This window comes from Haloferax namakaokahaiae, assembly GCF_042663225.1.
In the GTDB taxonomy this organism is placed as follows: domain Archaea; phylum Halobacteriota; class Halobacteria; order Halobacteriales; family Haloferacaceae; genus Haloferax; species Haloferax namakaokahaiae.
The window spans coordinates 683,801-705,729 of the sequence record NZ_JBHTAA010000005.1; the positions used below are offsets into that span (position 1 = coordinate 683,801).

21 protein-coding genes are annotated in these 21,929 nt (G+C 62.9%); 10 read left to right on the forward strand and 11 right to left on the reverse strand.

The window, feature by feature from the left end; genetic code table 11:
* Positions 1-10 precede the first annotated feature (10 nt).
* Complete coding sequence (locus ACFQJC_RS11080; protein ID WP_390223451.1) at positions 11-1,615, forward strand: TrkH family potassium uptake protein; 1,605 nt, start codon at positions 11-13, stop codon at positions 1,613-1,615.
* A 59-nt stretch (positions 1,616-1,674) separates the two neighbouring features.
* Here ACFQJC_RS11080 and ACFQJC_RS11085 read toward each other — a convergent pair whose 3' ends face one another.
* The 4 genes from ACFQJC_RS11085 to ACFQJC_RS11100 form a co-directional block, all read right to left on the reverse strand.
* Positions 1,675-2,016 carry a DUF7344 domain-containing protein gene (locus ACFQJC_RS11085; RefSeq protein ID WP_390223453.1) on the reverse strand — a complete coding sequence of 114 codons (342 nt, stop codon included), beginning with the start codon at positions 2,014-2,016 and terminating at the stop codon, positions 1,675-1,677.
* Positions 2,017-2,157: 141 nt separating this feature from the next.
* Positions 2,158-2,685: an Lrp/AsnC family transcriptional regulator gene (locus ACFQJC_RS11090; RefSeq protein WP_390223454.1), complete on the reverse strand. Its 528-nt coding sequence runs from the start codon at positions 2,683-2,685 to the stop codon at positions 2,158-2,160.
* 126 nt (positions 2,686-2,811) lie between these two features.
* Positions 2,812-4,473 (reverse strand): TrkH family potassium uptake protein, encoded by a 1,662-nt coding sequence (locus ACFQJC_RS11095; RefSeq protein WP_390223456.1) that lies wholly within the window; start codon positions 4,471-4,473, stop codon positions 2,812-2,814.
* On the reverse strand, positions 4,473-5,153 hold the full coding sequence (locus ACFQJC_RS11100; protein WP_390223457.1) for a potassium channel family protein: 681 nt from the start codon (positions 5,151-5,153) through the stop codon (positions 4,473-4,475). The genes ACFQJC_RS11095 and ACFQJC_RS11100 overlap by 1 nt, the downstream gene beginning before the upstream one ends.
* Before the next feature lie 354 nt (positions 5,154-5,507).
* Between ACFQJC_RS11100 and ACFQJC_RS11105 the strand changes: the two genes are divergently transcribed.
* Both ACFQJC_RS11105 and ACFQJC_RS11110 read left to right on the forward strand, forming a co-directional pair.
* Positions 5,508-6,371 (forward strand): hypothetical protein, encoded by an 864-nt coding sequence (locus ACFQJC_RS11105; RefSeq protein ID WP_390223459.1) that lies wholly within the window; start codon positions 5,508-5,510, stop codon positions 6,369-6,371.
* Between the two features lie 44 nt (positions 6,372-6,415).
* A complete protein-coding gene (locus ACFQJC_RS11110; protein ID WP_390223461.1) occupies positions 6,416-7,276 on the forward strand; it encodes a hypothetical protein in 861 nt (286 codons plus the stop codon).
* Positions 7,277-7,304: 28 nt separating this feature from the next.
* On the opposite strand, the gene gatA is transcribed toward ACFQJC_RS11110, so the two are convergent.
* Positions 7,305-8,576 carry an Asp-tRNA(Asn)/Glu-tRNA(Gln) amidotransferase subunit GatA gene (gatA, locus tag ACFQJC_RS11115; protein ID WP_390223463.1) on the reverse strand — a complete coding sequence of 424 codons (1,272 nt, stop codon included), beginning with the start codon at positions 8,574-8,576 and terminating at the stop codon, positions 7,305-7,307.
* Positions 8,576-8,854, reverse strand: coding sequence for an Asp-tRNA(Asn)/Glu-tRNA(Gln) amidotransferase subunit GatC (gene gatC / locus ACFQJC_RS11120; protein WP_390223465.1), 279 nt, complete (start codon positions 8,852-8,854; stop codon positions 8,576-8,578). The genes gatA and gatC overlap by 1 nt, the downstream gene beginning before the upstream one ends.
* 190 nt (positions 8,855-9,044) lie before the next feature.
* Here gatC and ACFQJC_RS11125 point away from each other — a divergent pair, with 190 nt between their 5' ends.
* Positions 9,045-10,037 (forward strand): transcription initiation factor IIB, encoded by a 993-nt coding sequence (locus ACFQJC_RS11125; RefSeq protein ID WP_390223467.1) that lies wholly within the window; start codon positions 9,045-9,047, stop codon positions 10,035-10,037.
* 81 nt (positions 10,038-10,118) lie between these two features.
* Positions 10,119-10,589 (forward strand): NUDIX hydrolase, encoded by a 471-nt coding sequence (locus ACFQJC_RS11130; protein WP_390223469.1) that lies wholly within the window; start codon positions 10,119-10,121, stop codon positions 10,587-10,589.
* A 3-nt stretch (positions 10,590-10,592) separates the two neighbouring features.
* Here the strand turns inward: ACFQJC_RS11130 and ACFQJC_RS11135 are convergent, their stop codons facing one another.
* Both ACFQJC_RS11135 and ACFQJC_RS11140 read right to left on the reverse strand, forming a co-directional pair.
* Entirely contained in the window at positions 10,593-11,669 is a 1,077-nt protein-coding gene (locus ACFQJC_RS11135; protein ID WP_390223471.1) for an asparagine synthase C-terminal domain-containing protein, read from the reverse strand.
* Entirely contained in the window at positions 11,669-12,352 is a 684-nt protein-coding gene (locus tag ACFQJC_RS11140; protein ID WP_390223473.1) for a PHP domain-containing protein, read from the reverse strand. The genes ACFQJC_RS11135 and ACFQJC_RS11140 overlap by 1 nt, the downstream gene beginning before the upstream one ends.
* Before the next feature lie 287 nt (positions 12,353-12,639).
* Between ACFQJC_RS11140 and ACFQJC_RS11145 the strand changes: the two genes are divergently transcribed.
* A complete protein-coding gene (locus tag ACFQJC_RS11145; RefSeq protein WP_390223475.1) occupies positions 12,640-13,074 on the forward strand; it encodes a CBS domain-containing protein in 435 nt (144 codons plus the stop codon).
* Between the two features lie 95 nt (positions 13,075-13,169).
* Positions 13,170-15,287: a phosphoribosylformylglycinamidine synthase subunit PurL gene (gene purL / locus ACFQJC_RS11150; protein WP_390223477.1), complete on the forward strand. Its 2,118-nt coding sequence runs from the start codon at positions 13,170-13,172 to the stop codon at positions 15,285-15,287.
* A 36-nt stretch (positions 15,288-15,323) separates the two neighbouring features.
* On the opposite strand, the gene ACFQJC_RS11155 is transcribed toward purL, so the two are convergent.
* Positions 15,324-16,292, reverse strand: coding sequence for a quinone oxidoreductase family protein (locus ACFQJC_RS11155; RefSeq protein WP_390223479.1), 969 nt, complete (start codon positions 16,290-16,292; stop codon positions 15,324-15,326).
* A gap of 59 nt (positions 16,293-16,351) precedes the next feature.
* On the reverse strand, positions 16,352-16,507 hold the full coding sequence (locus tag ACFQJC_RS11160; RefSeq protein ID WP_390223481.1) for a DUF7550 family protein: 156 nt from the start codon (positions 16,505-16,507) through the stop codon (positions 16,352-16,354).
* A 111-nt stretch (positions 16,508-16,618) separates the two neighbouring features.
* On the opposite strand from ACFQJC_RS11160, the gene ACFQJC_RS11165 reads away from it, so the two are divergent.
* Both ACFQJC_RS11165 and ACFQJC_RS11170 read left to right on the forward strand, forming a co-directional pair.
* Positions 16,619-18,379: an alpha-glucosidase gene (locus tag ACFQJC_RS11165; RefSeq protein ID WP_390223483.1), complete on the forward strand. Its 1,761-nt coding sequence runs from the start codon at positions 16,619-16,621 to the stop codon at positions 18,377-18,379.
* A gap of 102 nt (positions 18,380-18,481) precedes the next feature.
* Complete coding sequence (locus ACFQJC_RS11170; RefSeq protein ID WP_390223485.1) at positions 18,482-20,221, forward strand: glycoside hydrolase family 13 protein; 1,740 nt, start codon at positions 18,482-18,484, stop codon at positions 20,219-20,221.
* 40 nt (positions 20,222-20,261) lie between these two features.
* Here ACFQJC_RS11170 and ACFQJC_RS11175 read toward each other — a convergent pair whose 3' ends face one another.
* On the reverse strand, positions 20,262-20,903 hold the full coding sequence (locus ACFQJC_RS11175; RefSeq protein ID WP_390223487.1) for a hypothetical protein: 642 nt from the start codon (positions 20,901-20,903) through the stop codon (positions 20,262-20,264).
* Positions 20,904-21,014: 111 nt separating this feature from the next.
* On the opposite strand from ACFQJC_RS11175, the gene hisF reads away from it, so the two are divergent.
* Positions 21,015-21,827 (forward strand): imidazole glycerol phosphate synthase subunit HisF, encoded by an 813-nt coding sequence (gene hisF / locus ACFQJC_RS11180; protein ID WP_390223489.1) that lies wholly within the window; start codon positions 21,015-21,017, stop codon positions 21,825-21,827.
* Positions 21,828-21,929 lie beyond the last annotated feature (102 nt).

Sequence of the window (21,929 nt, forward strand, 5' to 3'; positions counted from 1 at the left end):
TCGTGCACGAATGAAACTGCGGGTAGATTACAAAGCGAGTCTTCGTCTGGTGGGGACGGTTCTCAAATATCTCGCCGTCCCACTCTGTTTCCCGCTCGTCGTCTCGCTCTACTACGGCGAGACGGTGCTGCCGTTCGTCATCACGATGGCCATCACCGTCCTCGCCGGGATTGGACTCGAACAACTGGCGGAAGAACCCGATATCGGTGCCCGCGAGGGCTTTTTGATGGTCGCGGCGACGTGGCTCGCCGTGACGATTATCGGGGCGATTCCCTTCCTCATCGAAGCCCACGGCGTCCCCTTCGTCGTCGCTGCCATCCACCCCGGATCGACGCTCGGGAACCCGGTGAACGCGCTCTTCGAGTCGATGAGCGGCTTTACGACTACCGGGGCGACGGTGCTCGGCGACATCTCGTACGATTCGCACACACGCGGCATCATGATGTGGCGACAGTTGACCCAGTGGCTCGGTGGGATGGGTATCGTCGTCCTCGCGGTGGCGATTCTCCCCGAACTCTCGGTCGGTGGCGCACAACTCATGGACGCGGAAGCGCCCGGCCCGGGCATCGAGAAACTCACGCCCCGCATCGCCGAGACGGCGCGCGCGCTCTGGGGTGCGTACCTCGGCCTGACCGTCCTCGAAATCCTGCTCCTCTTCGGTCTGCATCTCGCCGGCTACGCGCCGAACATGGGCGTGTACAACGCCATCGCCCACGGCCTGACGACGATGCCGACCGGCGGGTTCTCGCCCGAAGCGCGCAGTATCGAGGCGTTCTCCGCGGCCGCACAGTGGGTCATCATCCCCTTTATGGTCGCCGCCGGGACGAACTTCGCGCTCTTCTGGCACGTGCTCACCGGCGACCCGAAGAAACTCTTCCGCGACACCGAGTTCCGCGCGTATCTCGGCGTCATCGGCGTCATCTCGGCGATTCTCGCCGCCGTCCTCTTTCTCGGTGACGGTCTCATGTCTGTCGCGCCCGCGGACGGGACGTTCGACCAGTTCTACCTCGAAGGCATCCGCACCGCCCTCATCGGCAACGCCGAGGCGTCGATTCGGCAGTCACTGTTCCAAGTCGTCTCCATCGTCACGACCACCGGCTACGCGAGCATCGACTTCAACGCGTGGAGTTCGACGACGCAGTACGGACTCCTCTTCGCCATGTTCATCGGCGGGTCCGCGGGTTCGACCGGTGGTGCGATAAAAATCGTCCGCTGGTACATCGTGCTGAAATCGCTCCGCCGGGAGTTGTTCACCACCGCCCATCCCGAGGCGATTCGCCCGGTTCGCCTCGCCGGACGCGCCGTCGATGAGCGCGCGATTCGCGGTATCTACGCCTTCACGCTCCTCTATCTCGTCTTGTTCTTCGTCTCGACGGGACTGCTGCATCTCGATGCGGCCCGCGTCGGGTTCGAACTCACGATTCTGGAGACGATGAGCGCCGTCGCCGCGACCCTCGGCAACGTCGGGCCGGGATTCGGCGTGGTCGGCCCGATGGGGAGCTATCTCGACTTCTCGAACAGTTCGAAGCTCTATATGGTGCTGTTGATGTGGGTCGGGCGTCTCGAAATTATCCCCGTGTTGGTGGTGTTCACGCCGGAGTACTGGCGGCGCTGAACTCCTACCCACCGCTTTCGAGCGTACGTTTCAAAACGAGAACGGGAAGCTACCGCCCTTTACGGCCACTGGACCGGTATCTCGGCCGCGTGAGTATCCAGCAGTTCGAGTACGGGTCGTATCTCTCCGAACTTCGGACCCGGGGTTATCTCCTGTACCTCTACGTCCCAGTCGATGTACCCCCACGCGTCTAACTTCGGAAGGTGGTTGTGGTGCATCGCTATCTGGAGTCGGGTCGAGTCACGGTCAGCGTCGGCCGCCTCGGCCGCCACCACCTCGTCTACTCGGATGGGTTGCGAATCGTCGTCGAGAAGTCCAACGAGGAGTCGTCGTCGGTCCTGATTGGACAGGACGGTCAACGCCTCGTCCAGTCCGATCGGCTTACTTTCTGGCCCGCGCAAATGTTCGTTCGTCCACATCTCTCCGAGAGAGCGTATGTGTGCTCGCATCAAAATTGTTGTGGATATCGCAGCCAATAGGTTGCGAAAATCGCAGAATATTCGCGTATTAGTGGGTGAAAAAACAGTTGTCGTTGGTGACAGTCAGTCTTCCTCTAGTTCGTACTCGAAGTAGCCCCACGGCTGACTGTAGTGGTTCGTGATTATCTCGGAGCTGTGAATCATCAGACCGTATTCGTTCAAGTCGGCGGTCATGCGCGTGAGGTCGCCGGTGCTCGTTGCGACCGCCTGGACGTGGAGATTGCGCTCGCCGGTGACCAGTTCGTTCACGTCGATGACGCCATCGACGGCGAGTACTTCCTCCGCGACTGCGGCACGGGAATTCGAGTCAACAGAACAGATAAAGAGAAGTTTCAGCGGGAACCCCGCGCGCTCGTAGTTTATCTGTGGAGCGTAGCCTTCGATGACGCCCCCGTGCTCCAACTTGTCGATGCGATTTCGAACCGTACTTGCGGAAACGCTCACCTCGTCTGCGATTTCTTGTATCGTGATGTTGCGCGCATCGCGCTGGAGGGCAAACATGATTCCTCTGTCTACGTCGTCGATGCCGACATCCGCGTCCGGTTCTGTCGCGTCGTCCGGCTGGTCCGCAGACGGAGGCTGGTCGTCCATACTGTGATTTTCGCATCCATGGCCAAGAACATTTGCCCCGTCTACTTCGCCTCGTACGACCTCTCAGAGGACCATCTCCGTCACGCGCGATTCGGGCGTCGCAAAAAACAACTCGTGGACGCCCACTTACGGATTCAGCCCGTAGAGAACCGACCGGAAGAACACCAAGACGGGAATAATCTCCAACCGGCCGACCCACATGTTGAGCAGGAACATCCCTTCGGCGAGAGGGTTCATCGTCGGCCCGGTGATACCCGTCGAGAGACCGACGTTGCCTTGCGCGCTGGCGACTTCGAACAGCGCGTCGGCGAAGGTGAACTCGGCTCCGACGAGATTCACGAGTAGCAGACTCGACCCGAGGAGGACGAACAGCCACAACAGCGAGACGATGGAGGCTTCAGAGAACTCGCGTTCCATCTCGGGCCGAGAGAGTCGGCGACCGTCTATCTTGAGCGAGACGATGGCGTTGCTGGGAAGGAACACGCGCGAGAACTGCCAGCGGATACCTCTCGAAATCGTGTACGCACGGATGATTTTGATACCGCCGACGGTCGAACCGGCGGCCCCGCCGAGGACCATCGCACTGGAGAGGACGAGTTTGCCGCCGTCGGACCACTGGCCGATGGGTGCAGACTGGAATCCGGTACACGAGAGCGCGCTGATCCACTGGAACGTGGAATCTCGAATCGCGTCGGAACCGGCACCGCCGACGACCATCGAGAGGTCGAAGTAGTTCGCCGTCGCGGCGAACGCCGTACTCGGCGTGGTCGGAAGCGCGACGAGATTCTGCACCGAGAGACCGACGACGCCGACGGCGAAGATGACGAGCAACCAGCGCGTTTGCAGGTCCCGCCAGAGTTTGTTCAGTTCGCGGTTCTGAAGGATGGCGTAGTGAATCGGGAACGCAATCGCGCCGAGGGCCATAATGGGGAGCAACACCGTCTCGATGAGCGGCGAGTCGTACGTCGCAATCGAGTTGTCGGTCACGGAGAACCCGCCGGTCGAAAGCGCGGTCATCGCGTGGTTCAGCGCCTGCCACGCGGCCTCCCACGTCGGAATCGTCCTGCCGTAGTCGCTCAGGCTGATGGCGACGAAGAGCACGAGAATCGACAGCGCGGTGTAGCCGACGAAGATTTTCCAGACCGTCCGGACCGTCGAGACGACACTCGGATGTATCTTCTCTTCGCGCGCTTCGCCGCGGTAGAGCGCGTAACTCCCGCTCCCGGGGCGCGAGAGAATCGAGACGGTGAGCACGATGACGCCGACGCCACCGACCCACTGGATGAGCGAGCGCCACCACTGAATGGACCGCGGGAGCGACGGTTCGTGAATCGCCATCGTCAGTCCGCTTCCGGTCCACCCGCTCATCGACTCGAAGAACGCGTGGAGCGGGTTTCGGAAGTACAACAGGCTGGACTGGGTGTACTCGACGCCTCGCGGGACGAGCGCGGCGAGTGCGGCCTCGGGGATGAAGTACGCCGTCAGGACGAACGGGAGCGCCCCGAACGCGGCGGTAGCGAACCACCCGGCCGCGGCGATAATCATCCCGTGTTTCATCCGCGGGGCGGGCGCTTCGCGGAAGGCTTTGCGTGCGCCGAAGCCGATGAACGCGGTGAAACCCGCCGCGGTGAGAAACGCGAGCGCGGCGTACCACTCACCGAATCCGGCGGCGACGGCTATCGAGAGGACCATCAGCGCCGACTCCATGGCGAGGAGCGAGCCAACGTCGCGGCCGATAACCGCGAGGTCTGCGGGCCAGCCGGAGACGGTTCGTCCGCGACGAGACATCAGTGGTCCTCGTAGTGGCCGAAGACGTCCGTCACTTCGGGTGTCGCGCCGTCACCGGAGTAGACGGTGAGCAGGTCGCCCGCGTGGACGGTGGTGTTCCCGCGAGGGGTGATGGGGTCGCTCTCGTCGGCGCGCTCGACGGCGACGATGAGCACGTCGTCGCCGAGGAGTCCTCCCCGTGCCGCCTCTTGGATCGTCTCGTTGACGATGGGCGCTTCCTCATCGACCCGGATTTCGAACACCTCGGCGTGGTCACCGACGCGCATGTAATCGACGATGGAGGGGCGTTTGACCGCCCGGTAGAGGTACTCGGCGATGAGGCTCTGTGGGTTCTCCATGGTGTTGACGCCGATTTGTCGGTAGAGGCTCATGTGCTCGGCGTTGTGGACGACGGAGACGATATCCGGGATTTGGAGTTCCTTTGCGAGCAGGCAGACCATGATGTTGGTCGCGTCCTTGTCCGTCGTCGTGATGATGGCGTCCGCGCGCTCGGCACCCGCCTCCAAGAGCGTCTGTTTTACCGTCGCGTCGTCGTTGAGGACGAGGCAGTCGAACGCCGCCGCGGCGGACTCTGCCTTGTCTTCGTCGCGCTCGACGACGACGACTTCGTTACCGCCCTCGGTCGCAATCTCGATGAGCGGCGTGCCGATGTTGCCGGCGCCAACGACGATGATGTACATGATATTCCGCGGTGCGTAACCGGCCGTGGAAAAGCTATCGGCATGACGAACAGTCTCTCGACGCTCGAATAATCGCAGATAGACCAGTCGTTTCGAGATATTTCGACCACATTGTGCACTTTATCTGACAAGGGCCGAACGTCTATTCGCCTCGTTCACCCACTCGACTCCGCTTATTTGCTCTCTCAGCGTTCGAATATTCATCACGTCCCATAATGTATATCGAAATATCTGTTTCAGTCGGCCACACGTGCTCTGCCGACGAAGTGATAAGTTTGTTCAGGGGATAGGCGCACCTGTTTCGGACAGGTCTTCGCCTGAAAGCCTATTACTGAGTGCGGAATTTTGACAGGTATGCCACGTCCCTCCCGTCGCGCACTTCTCAGTTCTGGTGCGATGTTTCTCGGTTCTCTCGCTGGCTGTCTCGGTGAAACTCCCAGCACAGAGCCACCTGCGTCTGAAACGACGAGCACCGCGACTGCGACACAGACGCCCGAGCCAACGGCCACACCGACACCCGAACCCACGCTCAAAATCGAAGAGGTCCTCGTCATGCCCGAGTTGGTGACGCTGGATTTGCCAGATTCGTCCAGCACGTACGGCGACAAACCGTGGCAGTACGTCATCGTCGAGGCGACGCCAATAGATGACTCAGGCCCCGCATTTTCGGATGTCTCGCTGACTGACGGCGATGAAGTGTTCGAACCAGTAGGAGGCAATAGAGTCGGTCCGTTCAACCGAATTATCGGACATCGAGGGCCGATGTACGACGCGGAGTCTGCCGGACACCTCGTCTTCGCGTTGCCGAAACCGACGGTGAGCGATTCGTTCCTGCTCGAATGGCCGGGTGGGTCGTACGCGCTGGATTCGGACCTGTCTTCGAGGCTCGCTCGACCGCCGACTGACTTCGTCGTCCACGACTTCTCCGCACCGGAGCGCGTCGAAGCGGGCGAAGATATCGTGCTGGAACTTGTGGTCGAGAACACTGGACCAGTCGATGGGACGTTCGTCGGCGCACTCGACCGCGCCGGACCCGATGTCGCACACATTCCGGAGAAGACCATCTTGTTCGAGGTTCCTTCGGGAGAAACCGACACGTGGACCTACACGTTCCCAGTTCCGTTTTCCGATTCGGACCAGGAGGAGTTAGCCAGATTTTACCTCGACTGGCGTGACGGGAGTGGAAAAGCTGAGACGACGATAACGCCATCGTCGTGACCACTGCCTGAAGACCTATTACGCGAGGCAGAATGTTGATAGGTATGCTCCGACCCTCCCGTCGCTCTCTTCTCGGTTGCGGTGCGATGCTTCTCGGTTCCCTCGCTGGCTGTCTCGGTCCGACGCGTGAGTACGGGTCCACAGAAACGACGAGTAGTACGACTCAGACTCCGACAGCAGAGACCACAGAATCACCCACCCCTATGTACGATGTGGACGTGGACTCCATCACCGTCGTGCCCGAGTTGGTCGCGTTCGACTCGCCGGATTCGACCAGTACAGTTGGTAACCGCGAGGAACAGTTCGTCGTCGTCAACGTCTCGGCACGAGACCAATACGGCCCCGGCTTCGAGGAATTCGAACTCGTCTCCGACGACGAGCGATTCCATCCCGCCACTGGGGAAGAGGACAGCCGATACTACCGTCGGTGGCCACGAAGCGGTGGAAAATACACACCAGGTGCATCCGGAAACCTCGTGTTCCGACTCCCGAAACCACTCGAATCGGAGTCGTTCACGCTCGAATGGCCCGGCGAATCATACGAATTCGATACGAATGCGGTCTCGAAACTCACGCGCCCACCAGCCGAATTCGTGGTCCACGGAATCTCGGCAGACTTGCAGGACGACGGCCTCGCAGACGTCGAGGTCGAAATCGAAGTCGAAAACGTCAGTTCGACCGATGGCACCTTCGTCGGCGCACTCGACCGAGTTGGACCGTACGTTGCGTACACACCAGAAGAAGCAGTCGAATTGGAAGTCCCAGCAAAGGACACCGCGACGTGGACCCACACGTTCAGTCTCAAACTCCCGGCATCGAACGAATACTCCGAGGCCTCGTTCCTACTCGACTGGCGAGATGGAAGTACGAAGACGGCCGTAGACCTCCGAGAAGAAGAGTCGTAATCGCAGAAGCGAAGAAAAACTGAGTCGCTCAGTTCTCGACTGCAGACGCAGCGCGGATGATGGTCTCTTCGTCGAACTTCGGTCCAATCAGTTGCAGACCGACCGGCAGTCCCTCGGTTTCGCCAGCAGGCACCGAGATGGCCGGGAGGTTGGCGAGGTTGATGGGGACGGTGTTGGCGTCGGCAAGGTACATCTGGAGCGGGTCGTCGAGGCTCTCGCCGAGTTTGAACGGCGGCACCGGCATCGTCGGCGAGGCGAGCACGTCCACGTCTTCAAATGCAGAATCGAAGTCCTGTTTGACCCACGCGCGGGCGTCCTGTGCCTTCGCGTAGTACTTGTCGTGGTAGCCAGCCGAAAGCGCGTAGGTGCCGAGGAGGATACGGCGCTTGACTTCCGGGCCGAATCCTTCCTCGCGGGCGCGGGCGAACGCCTCGTTCCAGTTGCCTTCGTAGCCGCCGGATTTGCCGTAGCGCACGCCGTCGAAGCGAGCGAGGTTGGAGGAGGCTTCGGACATGGCGATGACGTAGTAGGCGGCGACTGCCTTCTCGACAGAGGGCATGCTGACTTCGGTGTACTCCGCGCCCTGGGCTTCGAGGTCCTCGATGGCGTCCCAGAAGGCTTCGACGACGCCGTCGTCAGCGCCTTCGACGAACTCGATCGGGACGCCGATTGTCAGACCCTCGACGTCGCCGTCGGCGGCCGCGGCGTAGTCGGAGTTCTCGCCTTCGTCGCGGGTGGTGCCGTCGTGGGCGTCCGGACCCGAAATCACGTCGAGGAGTGCGGCGGCGTCTTCGACGGTGGGCGCGATTGGGCCAATCTGTTCGAGGGAGTTCGCGTAGGCGACGAGACCGTAGCGCGAGACGAGTCCGTACGTCGGTTTGATGCCGACGACGCCACAGAACGCGGCGGGACAGCGAATCGAGCCACCCGTGTCGCTACCGAGTGCGAGGTCGGCATCACCGGCGGCGACGGCGGCCGCAGAGCCACCGGAGGAACCGCCGGGGACGCGGTCTTCGTCCACGGGGTTCTTGGTCGGGCCGTAGGCGGACGTTTCGGTGGTCGTGCCCATCCCGAACTCGTCCATGTTGGCCTTGCCGACGATGGTCGCACCGGCGGCTTTGACGCGCTCGACGACCGTCGCGTCGTACGGCGGGACGTAGTCTTCGAGCATCGCAGACCCACAGGTCGTCCGCAGGCCCTTCGTGGAGATGTTGTCCTTGACGGCGATGGTCTTGCCGTCGAGGGGGCCGTCTTCGTCGCCCTCGATGGTCTCCTCGGTGATGAATGCGTTCAGCGACATCACGACACCCGCGGTCCTTTGAAGTAGCCGTCTTCCGTCTCGGCCGCGTTCGAGAGCGCCTCTTCTTGGGTGAGACCGTCTTTGACCTCGTCCGGGCGCATCACGTTCACCAGTTCGTCCTCGCTATCGACTTCGGGAACCTCGTCAAGTGCGTCGAAGTACGTCAGGATGTCCGCCATCTGCGTTGCGAACTCATCGACTTCGTCGTCGTCGAGGTTGACCCGCGCCAACTCGGCGACGTGCCGAACTTCGTCGGCATCGACGGGCGTATCGCTCATACTTCGGCAGTGTCGGAGACTGGGAGTAAGGGTTTCGGTGTGGCCGCTCCGTTCCAAAAAGTTTGTAACCGTGCCGTGGCACGTTCTCGCACAGGTATTCCGTCGTTGCGGTGCCGTCAGATATAAGTAATCAGCGTCAATACGAATTGATGGAGAACGACCGTTCCCAGTTGCTTCTCTCGAACACACAATGACTGAAAGTGTCCGACGCTTCACGACCGGAAACGCGCGCGTGCGCGAGTCGAAGGAACGAGAGTCGAACGAGCGCGAAGACAGCGAGACGCTCGCCTGTCCGGAATGTGGCTCCTCGAATCTCATCTCCGACTCCGAGCACGGCGAAACGGTCTGTGACGAGTGTGGACTGGTCGTCCAAGAAGACGAAATCGACCACGGTCCCGAGTGGCGTGCATTCAACTCGGCCGAGAAAGACCAGAAGTCCCGTGTTGGCGCTCCGACGACCAACATGATGCACGACAAGGGACTTTCGACCAACATTGGCTGGCAGAACAAAGACGCCTACGGGCGCTCGCTCTCCTCGCGGCAACGCGAGAAGATGCAGCGCCTCCGCACGTGGAACGAGCGCTTCCGCACCCGCGACTCCAAAGAGCGCAACCTGAAACAGGCGCTCGGCGAAATCGACCGTATGGCGTCGGCACTCGGCCTCCCGGACAACGTCCGCGAAACTGCCTCTGTCATCTACCGACGCGCCCTCGACGACGACCTCCTGCCGGGACGCTCTATCGAGGGCGTCGCAACCTCCGCGCTGTACGCCTCGGCCCGAATGGCCGGGACGCCCCGCTCGCTCGACGAGATTACCAACGTCTCGCGGGTCGAGAAGGACGAGATTGCGCGGACCTACCGCTACGTCGTCCGCGAGCTGAAGCTCGAAATCAAACCCGCGGACCCGGTGCAGTACGTCCCCCGGTTCGCGTCCGAACTCGACCTCTCCGAAGAGTCCGAGCGCCGCGCGCGCCAGCTCCTCGAAAACGCGAAGAAACAGAGCATCCACTCGGGTAAATCGCCCGTCGGCCTCGCGGCTGCAGCCGTCTACGCCGCCGGTCTCCTGACGAACGAGAAGGTGACCCAAAACGAGGTCTCCGACGTGGCCAACATCTCCGAGGTGACCATCCGCAACCGGTATCACGAACTGCTCGAAGCAGAAGAGCAGTTCGAGATGCCCTGACGAGCCCCGTTTTTCACCCGCGTCCTCGTTTTTCACCCGCGTTTTCGCAACACCGATAGGTACCCAGTCAGAGCCACGGGTATGGAGACGACTCGCCACTTCACCGCCACGGTCTACATCGTCAACGAGGGTGCCGTCGCCCTCCATCGCCACGAACGACTCGGAATTCGAATCCCGCCGGGCGGTCACATCGACCGCGACGAACTCCCGCACGAGGCGGGTCTTCGAGAAGTGAGAGAGGAGACCGGTCTCGAAGCCGAACTCGTGGACGAGACGGACTCCGTCCCAGCACCAGCCGGTGAAGCCCTCCCGCAACCGCGGCACCAGATGCTCTACGATATCAACGTCCACGAGGATGGCGCGGTCGGCCACCAACACATCGACCACATCTACTTCGCCCGCGTCGAATCCCGCGACATCGAACCCCACGACGGCGAAGTCGATGCCGAGGTGTGGGACTGGTACGATGAGTCTGACCTGCGAGAGAGCGATATCGACCCCGATACGGTACAGTTCGCACTGGAAGCAATCGACGTCGTCGCTACGAACTGAGTCTCACTCCACGAGCGACCGAATGTACCGCTCGACGTGGTTGTCCATCCGGCGTTTGTAGCCCGCCTGTCGCGCCAGTCGGTCGAGTTCGCGCGAGGCGTACGTGCCGTACTGGACCGCCTTCTTGTCGGCTTCGACGACCGATTCGGGGAGCACCTCGCGCGAGGCTTCACGCAGTGCGACCTTTCGCCGGTCCCCATCGACGAGTAACTCGTCTGGAAGCGGAAGCGCCGCCTTCACGACTCGGTCGTGGAGCAGCGGTGCGACGGGTTCGACGCCCGCCGCCCGCAGGGTGAGCAAGTCGCGTTCGAGTTGGTCCGGGAGCGTCCGAATCATCTCGCGGGCCGCCCCGCGAATCGTCTCGGCCTCGACGCGGTGGTCGCCGGGGGCCTTGGCGACTTTCGCGTAGCCGCCGAACAGTTCGTCCGCGCCCTGCCCCACGGCGAGACGGTCGTAGCCGTCGTCGGCGACTCGTTCGGCGAGCAAGTAGAGCGGCAGGACGATTTGTACGTCCATCGGGTTCGTGCGCCCCAGCGCCGCGACGACCTCCGGAATCGCCTCTCGCAGTTCGTCGTGCGTGAGTTCGACGACGCGCAATTCGCGGCCCATCGCTTCGGCGGCGGCGTGGGCGGCGTCGATGTCGTGCGAGCCTTCGAATCCGGCGACGTAGCACGGTGCGTCGGGGACGCCCGCCGCGACGACAGCGGAATCGACGCCGCCCGAGAAGGCGACTGCGAGACCGTCGGCTTCGACCTCACGCGTGGAGTCGAGGACCGCAATCTGGACCGTTTCGAGCGCCTCCTCGCGGTCGGCCGTCGCCGGTGGGTCCGGAAGCGACCACACCTGTTCGAGACCGGCCTCGTCTCGTTTGTGGCCCGGTGGGACGGCGACTGGGTTCGACAGGTTTCGGTGGTCGAACGACCAGGTGGTGTGGTCGCCCCTTTCTGAAAAGATGGGTTGGCGGCCGAGCACGTCGCGGACGAGCGCGCCGTCGAGTTCGCCGGCGAATCCGGCGGTTCCCGGGAGTGAGTCGCCCGATTCGAGGGCGTCTCTGACCCGAGACTCGGGTGCGCCGCGCATCACAGCAAGTCCGCGAGCGCGTGTTTGAGTCGTCGTTTCGCGCCGCCCGCGGCCTGTTGGAACGAGATGCGCCACGGCGTCTTACTGCCGACGACGCTGGTTCGGCCTTCGGTGATTGCCTCCAAGATAGCGTCTGCGGAGCGCGTGTCGGTGCCGACTTCGGTGATGGCTTGGCCGACCATCTCGCTGATGTGGGCGTCGCTTCCGGCCGTCATCGGGAGGTTTCGGCGCTTGGCGAAGCGCTCGGCGCGCTGGTTCGCAATGCCGGTCAGGAGTCGGGAGTTGTACACCTCGATAGCGTCCGCCGCGGCGAGTTGTTCGCGGGAGATGTGCGGGGCGACGCCGTGACGAGACTTCTGGAACGGGTGCGGGATGATAGCGATACCGCCCGCCTCGTGGATGCGATCGAGCGTCTCATCGTAGGAGAGTCCTGCGGGGATGAGTTCCTCGACGCCCATGGCGAGGACGTGCCCTGCGGCGCTCGTCACTTCCATGCCGGGGATGCCGACGAGCCCGTAGTCGGGAGCTAACTCCGCCGCTTCGAGACTCGCGTCGATTTCGTCGTGGTCGGTGACCGCGAGGGCGTCTAATCCGACCGCAACCGCCTGTTCGAGGAGGTACTCGACTGGGTCGCGCCCGTCGTACGACAGCGACGAATGCGAGTGCAACTCGACCGATAACACGATGTATTCTACCAGTGGCGGCTAAAAAAGCGCCTCGGTCCTCGTATCACGATACTGCGCACTGCTAGCATCCGTAGAATCGGCTCTGTGAGCATCCCACCAACACCCCCACCATTCGCCCGAAAACGCTCTCCTGTTGGGCGTTTTGAGAGTCCCAATGTGACGAGATACCCGAAAGACTGGACGAAATGTCAGCAATCATATATTTGGTCGTCTCCGTCGAACGAGTAGTACGGTGGCACGCTCGCTGTGCGAGTCAGGCGAGTGGCCGCTGGGGGAGAACTACAATGACTGTACGAGACATCGCCCGCCCGAAAGAAGAACTAGTAACAGCGGAACCGGACACGGAAGTACGCGAACTCGCCAGACAGATGCGGGACCGAAGCGTCGGGTCTGTCATCGTCGCCAACGACGACGAGATTCACGGCATCGTCACCGACCGCGACCTCGCTATCGAGGTCGGCGGCGAAGGACGCAACCCCGACAAGCTAACCGCGAAGGAGGTCATGGCAGAAGACCCGTTCACCGTCGAAGCCGACTCCGGCGTCTACGAACTGTTCCGAGAGCTCCGAGAACACGGCGTCCGACGCGCGCCCGTCGTCGATGGCGACGAACTGTGTGGCATCGTCACCGCGGACGACCTGCTCGTGTTGCTCGAAGACGAGATGCACGAACTCTCGCAAATCATCCGCTCGGAGTCACCGCCGTACACGCCCGCGTAAGTCACAGTGGAGGCGACGTTCCCGACACTCACTTTTTTGAGCACGTTCGTGCACATAGAAAGGGTTTACAACCTGCGTTCTGAGCATACCATTGAATGACGCTTCCCGACGCGGACCGCGACCTCATCGTCGCCGAACTCGGTCGAGATCCGACGCCGACCGAGGCGATGCTGTTCGAAAACCTCTGGAGCGAACACTGTGCGTATCGGTCGTCTCGGCCGTTGCTGTCGGCGTTCGACTCGGAGGGCGAACAGGTCGTCATCGGTCCCGGTGACGACGCTGCGGTCGTCTCACTCGACGACGAGACCTACATCACCCTCGGTATCGAGAGCCACAACCACCCGTCGTACGTGGACCCCTACGACGGCGCGGCGACCGGTGTCGGCGGCATCGTCCGCGACACCCTCTCCATGGGCGCGTACCCCATCGCCCTCGCCGACTGTCTCTACTTCGGCGATTTCGACCGCGAACACTCCCGCTATCTCCTCGACGGCGTGGTCGAAGGCATCGCCGACTACGGCAACGCAATCGGCGTCCCCACCGTCGCCGGCGCGACATCCTTCCACGAGAAGTACGAAGGCAATCCCCTCGTGAACGTCGCCTGCGTCGGTCTCCTCTCGGCCGACCGCCTCATCACCGCCGAGGCGCAGGAGGCGGGGAACAAACTCGTCCTCGTCGGCAGTTCGACCGGCCGCGACGGTCTCGGCGGCGCATCCTTCGCCAGCGAAGACCTCGCCGAAGACGCCGAGACCGAAGACCGACCCGCCGTGCAGGTCGGCGACCCCTACACTGAAAAGCTCCTCATCGAGTGCAACGAAGCCCTCTTGGACGAAGAACTGGTCGAATCGTGCCGTGACCTCGGTGCCGCGGGTCTCGGCGGTGCTTCGTCCGAACTCGTCGCTAAGGGCGGCTTCGGCGCGAATATCGACCTGAACGAGGTCCACCAGCGCGAGCCCGAGATGCGTCCCTTCGAGATTCTCCTCTCCGAGTCCCAAGAGCGCATGTGCTACGAGGTCCGCCCCGAGAACGTCGAGCGCGTACAGGAACTCGCCGCCCGCTTCGACCTCGGTAGCGCCGTCATCGGCGAAGTCGCCGAGGGCAACTACGTCTGCACGTTCGACGGCGAGGCAGTCGTCGATGTCCCGCCGGAGTACGTCGCCGACGGCGCACCGATGAACGACCTCGACTCGGTCGAACCCGAGCAAGCCACGCGCGACCTGCCCGAAGTCGTGCTCTCGCAAGCCCTCGAAGCCGTCCTCTCTGACCCCAACACCGCGTCCAAAGAGTGGGTCTACCGCCAGTACGACCACGAGGTCGGCCTTCGTACCGCCCGTCGCCCCGGCGACGACGCCGCACTCCTCGACGTCCCCGAAGCGAACACCAAACTCGCGCTCACCGCGGGCGCAGACCCCAACTGGACCAACGCGGCCCCCTACGACGGCGCACGCGCAGTCGCCTTCGAGAACGCGACGAACCTCGCCGCGAAGGGTGCGACGCCGCTCGCCGCAGTTGACTGCCTCAACGGCGGGAACCCCGAGAAGCCCGACGTGTACGGCGGTTTCAAAGGTATCGTAGACGGTCTCGCCGACATGTGCAGCGCGCTCTCGGTGCCCGTCGTCGGCGGCAACGTCTCGCTCTACAACGACTCGGTCGCCGGTCCGATTCCGCCGACGCCGACGCTCGCCATGGTCGGTTCGGCAGACGGCCCATCGCCCGGGATGACGCTCTCTGGCGACGGCGACCTGTACCTCGTCGGCTACTCGGGCGACGCCCTCGGCGGTTCGACCCTGCTCCAGCACGAAGACGGGTCGGACGCCTTCCCGGCGCTCCCCGACGACGACACCGCGGCCGCCGCGCTCGACGCGATTCGCGGCATCGTGACCGACGATTCGACCCTCGCCGCCCACGACGTGAGCCACGGCGGACTCGCCGTCACGCTCGCCGAGATGGTTTCTGAGGAAGTCGGCGCGGACATCGCCGTCGAGAACGTCGTCCAACTGTTCGACGAGACGCCCGGCCGCGTCGTCGTCGAGACCGCGGACCTCGACGCGCTCCTCGACCTCGCCGGCGACGTCCCGGTCTACGAACTCGGGACGACGACCGACGACGGCTACCTCGGTGTGACCGTGACCGACGACGGCGACGAGTACGTCGCCTTCGACGCGACGACCATCGCCGAGTTCCGCGACGTGCTGACGCGCGAACTCGACTAATCGAACCGACCTCGGTTCGCGCCGATTGTCTCGGTGTTAGGGTTCGAGCACCACTTTGCCGACGCTCTTTCTGTCTTCGACGTACTGGTGTGCCTCGGCGGCGTCTTCGAGGGCGAACGTCTCACCGACGACGACTTCGAGTTCCCCGTCGGCGAGGAGTTTCGAGAGTTCGGGAACCGCTCTCAGGACCGATTCGGGGCGTTTCTGCATCGCGTTGCCGAGGTGGAAGCCGACGACGGACTTGTTCTCGAACAGCAGTCGCGTCGTATCGGCTTTGGCGACGTCGCCGGAGGCGGCCCCGTAGGTGACGATGCGGCCGAAATCTGCGAGCGCGTCGAGGCTCCGGTCGAAGGTCTGGCCGCCGACGCCGTCGAGGACGAGGTCAACCCCGTCTTCGGTCTCCGCGGCGATGACGTCGCGGAAGTCGGTCTCGGTGTACTGGATGCCGTGGTCGAGACCGAGGTCGAGGGCGAGTGAGATTTTCGCCTCGGTGCTCGCGGTGCCGTAAGTTTCGGCGTCGGCGAGCGAGGCGAGTTGGACTGCCGCGGTCCCGACACCGCCCGCCGCGGCGTGAATCAGGACGCGCTCGCCCGCTTCGAGTTCGCCCCACCCGTGGAGGCAGTTGTAGGCGGTGAGGAACTGAACCGGGAACCCCGCCGCTTCGGCGGACGACATCGACTCCGGAACGTCGAACAGGGCAGTCGCGGGCGCGGTGACGTACTCGGCGTAGGCCCCGCCGCCAGTGAGGGCAACGACGCGCTCGCCGACTTCGCGTTCGACGCCCTCGCCGACGGCGTCGATAGTTCCCGCGGCCTCCAGACCGGGCGTGTACGTCGGTTCCGGGCCGTTGCGGTAGTGACCGCGGCGTTGCATGATGTCGGCGAAGTTGATGCCGGCGGCTTCGACGGCGATTCGGACCTCGCCGGGTGCCGGTTCGGGTACGTCAGCGTCTCGCACGTCGAGCGCGTCGCTCGAACCGTACTCGGGGACAACGACAGTTCGCATACACGTACGTGTACGCGCTGACAGAAAAATGCGGAGAACGCGGAAGCGCTGTCGAGTTCTCAGGCGAGCAGCAGCGGGAGGCCGAACGTGACGGCGACGCCGATGACGAGAATGACGATTCCGGTCGTAACTTGGCTCATCGTGAACTCCTGCATCGGCGAGGTGACGCGGCCGTCCTCGTCGCCGTGGTCGTGATGGTCGTCGTGGTCGCTCATACGCGAGGCGACGGGTTCGCCATACAAAAACGCACCTAACCGTCGGTCGGTCAGCGGTCCACGTCCCCCCGGGCGCACACCTAAATCGCCGGCGTCGTTCGTCTACGATATATGACATCACACGGTGCGGACGCCGAACGACGCTGGTGGAAAGAAGCGGTCGTCTACCAGATTTATCCGCGGAGTTTCAAGGACTCGGACGGCGACGGCGTCGGCGACATTCCCGGTATCATCGAGAAGGCGGACTACCTCGCCGACCTCGGCGTGGACTGCGTCTGGTTGAACCCCGTCTACAAGTCGCCGAACGCAGACAACGGCTACGATATCGCGGACTACCGGGCCATCATGGACGAGTTCGGGACGATGGAAGACTGGGAAGCCCTCCGCGACGCCCTCCACGAACGCGGCATCAAACTCATCATGGACCTCGTGGTGAATCACACCTCGGACGAGCACGCGTGGTTCGTCAACTCCCGCGCTTCGGCCGACAACGAGTTTCGGGACTACTACTGGTGGCGCGAGGGCCGCGACCCAAGCGAGACTGACCTCGACCCGGACGACTACGACACGCCCGAGACCGTAGACGAAGTCCCGCCCAACGACTGGGAGTCTTTCTTCGGCGGTCCCGCGTGGGAGTACGACGAGGGTACGGAGGAGTGGTACTTGCACCTGTTCGACCGCAAGCAACCCGACCTGAACTGGGAGACCGAGGCGGTCCGCGAAGACGTGTTCGAGATGATGGAGTGGTGGCTAGAGAAGGGTATCGACGGCTTCCGGATGGACGTCATCAACCTCATCTCCAAACCCGAAGGGTTGCCCGATACGGACCCCGAGAACGATATCGAGACCATCGACCGCGCGGTGAACGGACCGAAGGTCCACGACTACCTCGGCGAGATGCGCGAGCGCGTCTTGGACCCCGAGTTCCTCAGCGTGGGCGAGATGATTGGCGCGCCGATGCCGATGGAGACGGCGAGGCAGTACACGACTCCCGGTCCCGAGGGAGACGGACTCTCGATGATTTTCCACTTCGAACACGTCCTCATCGACCGGGGTGACGACCCACTAGAGTTGGTCGAGTGGGACCTGCCGGACCTCGAAGCCATCTTCGACCGCTGGCAGACGGGTCTCGCCGACGAGGGGTGGAACTCGCTCTACTTCAACAACCACGACCAACCACGTCAGGTCTCTCGCTACGGGAACGACGGCGAATACCGAAGAAAGTCGGCGAAGTTGCTCGCCACCCTCCTGCACACCCTCCGCGGGACGCCGTACATCTATCAGGGCGAAGAGTTGGGCATGACCAACTACCCCTTCGACTCGCTGGACGACTTCCGCGACGTGGCGACGCTCAACCCGATTCGAAACGCGCTCGAAGCCGGTGAAATCGAATCGTTCGAGGAAGTCAAAGACAGGGCACGAGCGATGAGTCGTGACAACGCCCGGACGCCGATGCAGTGGGACGACAGCGAGTACGCGGGCTTTACCGACCCCGAATCGACGCCGTGGATTGGCGTCAATCCGAACAAAGAGACCATCAACGTCGAGGCCGAGCGCGACGACCCGGGTTCGGTCTGGCACTACTACCGCGACCTGATTTCGCTTCGCAAAGAACACGACGTGCTCGTCTACGGCGATTACGACCCACTGACGCCCGAACACGAGTCGCTGTGGACGTACACGCGGACGCTGGATGACGACTCGCTTCTGGTCGTGCTCAACTTCGGCGACGGGGAGACGCGATTCGAACCGCCTGCCACCCTCGAAGGTGCAAAAGCTGAGGATCTCATCTCCAACTACGACGCCGACGCCGACGACGTTGCGGGCGTGACGCTCCGGCCGTGGGAAGCCCGCGTGTATCACATTCTCTAGGTCACATCGACCGCTTCGCCCCGACGCCCTCTTCCAATTTTTAGCCGTCTGACACCACTCGAACCGACGGAGTAAAACCCGGTTCCGAGTGAATTTCTGGTAATGACGACATTCGACCGCGCGTGGTGGAAAGAAGCGGTCGTCTACCAGGTCTATCCCCGGAGTTTCAACGACTCCGACGGCGACGGACTCGGAGACATCCCCGGCATCATCGAAAAGGTCGATTACCTCGCAGACCTCGGAATCGACTGTCTGTGGTTGAACCCGGTGTACGACTCACCCGGCGTGGACAACGGTTACGACATCGCCGACTATCGCACCATCTTGGACGAGTTCGGGACGATGGAAGACTGGGAGGCGCTCCGTGACGCCCTCCACGAACGCGGCATCAAACTCATCATGGACCTCGTGGTGAACCACACCTCGGACGAACACGCGTGGTTCGTCAACGCCAGAGAGTCACCCGAGAACGGCCACCGCGACTACTACTGGTGGCGCGAGGGCCGCGACCCGGACGGGACCGACCTCGACCCGGACGACTACGACACACCAGCGGATGTAGACGAAGTCCCGCCCAACGACTGGGAGTCTTTCTTCGGCGGGCCGGCGTGGAGTTACGACGAGGATTCGAGCGAGTGGTACCTCCACATCTTCGACGAGCGCATGCCCGACCTGAACTGGGAGACCGAGGAAGTCCGAGAGGAGGTCTTCGAGATGATGGAATGGTGGTTCGACAAGGGCATCGACGGCTTCCGGATGGACGTTATCAACCTCATCTCCAAGCCAGACGGCCTCCCCGACGGCGCGGACCCCGACGCAATCGTCCGCGGTTCGGACAAGTTCGTCAACGGCCCGCGCGTCCACGACTACCTCTCCGAACTCCACGACCGCGTGCTCGACGACGAGGCGATGACCGTCGGCGAGATGGCCGAACTCAGCGTGGAAGAAGCACGGCAGTACACCGGCCGCGACGGCGACGGCATGAGCATGGTGTTCACCTTCGACCACATGCGTCTCGATATGACCGACGCGGGTCGGTGGTCCTACCGCGAGTGGTCGCCGCGCGAACTCAAAGCGACGATGACCCACTGGCAAGAGGGTCTCGCCGAGGAGGGGTGGAACTCGCTGTTCCTCAACAACCACGACGAACCCCGTCAACTCTCGCGCTTCGGCGACGACGGGAGGTACCGCCGCGAGTCGGCGAAACTGCTCGCAACGTTGCTCCACACCCTCCGCGGGACGCCGTACATCTATCAGGGCGAAGAGTTGGGCATGACCAACTACCCCTTCGACTCGCTGGACGAAGTCCGCGACGTGGACACCATCAAGAACGTTCGTGCCGCCCGAAAAGCCGGTCGCATCCGGGAAGATGACGTGATGGACCTCGTTCGCTACCGCACCCGCGACAACGCCCGAACGCCGATGCAGTGGGACGACTCCGAACACGCCGGATTCACCGAGGGCGAGGCGACACCGTGGATGCCGGTCAACCCCAATAAGGACGAAGTCAACGCCGAGGTCGCCCGCTCGGACCCCGAGTCGATTTGGCACTTCTACCGCGAGTTGATCTCACTTCGGAAGGAACGCGACGTGCTCGTCTACGGCGACTACGACCTCTTGCTCCCCGACCACGAGACGCTGTGGACGTACACTCGGACGCTCGGAGACGATTCGCTCCTCGTCGTCCTCAACTTCGCCGGCGAAGAGACGCGATTCGACCCGCCGGAGGACCTCCGCGGGACCGACGCGGAACTGCTCGTCTCGAACTACGATGCGAACCTCGTCTCGGTCGAAACGACGGTCCTCCGCCCGTGGGAGGCCCGCGTGTACGACCTCCAGTGATAGCCGACCGGTACTGGTGATACCCAACCGACACTGACGCTCAGACGGATTCAGTTCCGTTACCGCGGCCGACCGTGGGGTTCAATGCCGCCATCTGGAAGTGCGGATTTCTGACGTTCGACCCCGACAGCAGTGCCTCTCTCACTGCGGGGTCCGGTCCGCGGACGGGGACGACCCGGAGGTTCGAAACGTCGCCGACTACCGCGCGAATCTCGCGTTCGACAGTCTCGCGTGCCTCGACCGGAACGCCGAGCGAGACCTCGCTCAACTCGCACTCGTCGCGGTCGCCGAGTTCGTCGATAACGTCGCTATCGGCTGCCTGTAACTCGATACGGAACCGCCACGGTGTCGTGAGGAACGTTCGGCGTTCGTTCTCGACGACGGCCCAATCGCGTTCCTCGGCGCGTTCGACCACGGCCGCAACGTCTTCGACGACGACCCCGAAGTGGTCGAATTTGACGTCCGGACCGGGCGCGAGCGTCACGTCTGCCGCCCCGCCGCGATTCGTCTGGAGTCGGAGTTTGAACCCTTCAGGTGGCGTTTCGCCGGGGGTCAGAGAGACCGAATCGCCGGCGAGTGCCCCGAACTGCGCGCTCGGGGTGATGCCGTGCTCGGCGAGCACGGCGCTGGCGTGGGCGACATCCGGCGTCTGGTAATGGAGGTGGAAGACAGACGGGCGCATTATCGTATCACTCGTTGGAGTGAGTTTCAAGATACCGGCGACCGTCGCCGGCGAACGACCTGCCGTAGTCGAAACCGTGAAACGCCCGATTCACATTGTGACTAGTAGCGAATGCTCACGAAGCGCATTATCCCCTGTATCGACGTTGACCTCGACGACGACGGCAACCCCGCCGTCTACACGGGCGTCAACTTCGAGGACCTGAAGTACACCGGCGACCCCGTCGAGATGGCCAAGTTGTACAACGAAGCGGGCGCCGACGAGTTCGTCTTTCTCGATATCACGGCGTCGGCAGACGGCCGCGAGACCATGCTCGATACCGTCTCGCAGGTCGCCGACGAGGTGTTTATCCCACTCACCGTCGGCGGTGGCATCCGAACCAAAGCGGACATCAAAGAGACGCTCCGCGCCGGGGCCGACAAGGTGTCTATCAACACCGCCGCCCTGGAGAATCCCGAACTCATCGAGGAGGGCGCGCGCGCCTTCGGTAGCCAGTGTATCGTCATCTCGGTGGACGCACGACGCCGTTTCGACGACGAAGGCGAACACTACGTCGAAGTCGATGGCGAGTCCTGCTGGTTCGAGTGCACCATCAAAGGCGGCCGCGAGGGAACCGGCGTGGACGTGGTCGAGTGGGCCCGCGAGGCCGAATCCCGCGGCGCTGGCGAACTCTTCATCAACTCCATCGACGCCGACGGCACGAAGGACGGCTACGACATCCCGCTGACGAAGGCCGTCTGCGACAACGTCTCGACGCCCGTCATCGCCTCTTCTGGCTGTGGCGGACCCGAAGACATGCACGAAGTCTTCACCGAAGCCAACGCCGACGCCGGACTCGCCGCCTCTATCTTCCACTTCGACGAGTACTCGATTCAGGACGTGAAGTCCTACCTCGACGAACGCGGCGTTCCGGTTCGGTTCTGAATCGACGACAGACGGGGTCGGCGCTCTTTCGTCATCTCAGTCGCTGACCGAGTTGTGCGACGATAAATTATGGTATAGAAACATTTCTTCTACTGTCACGGT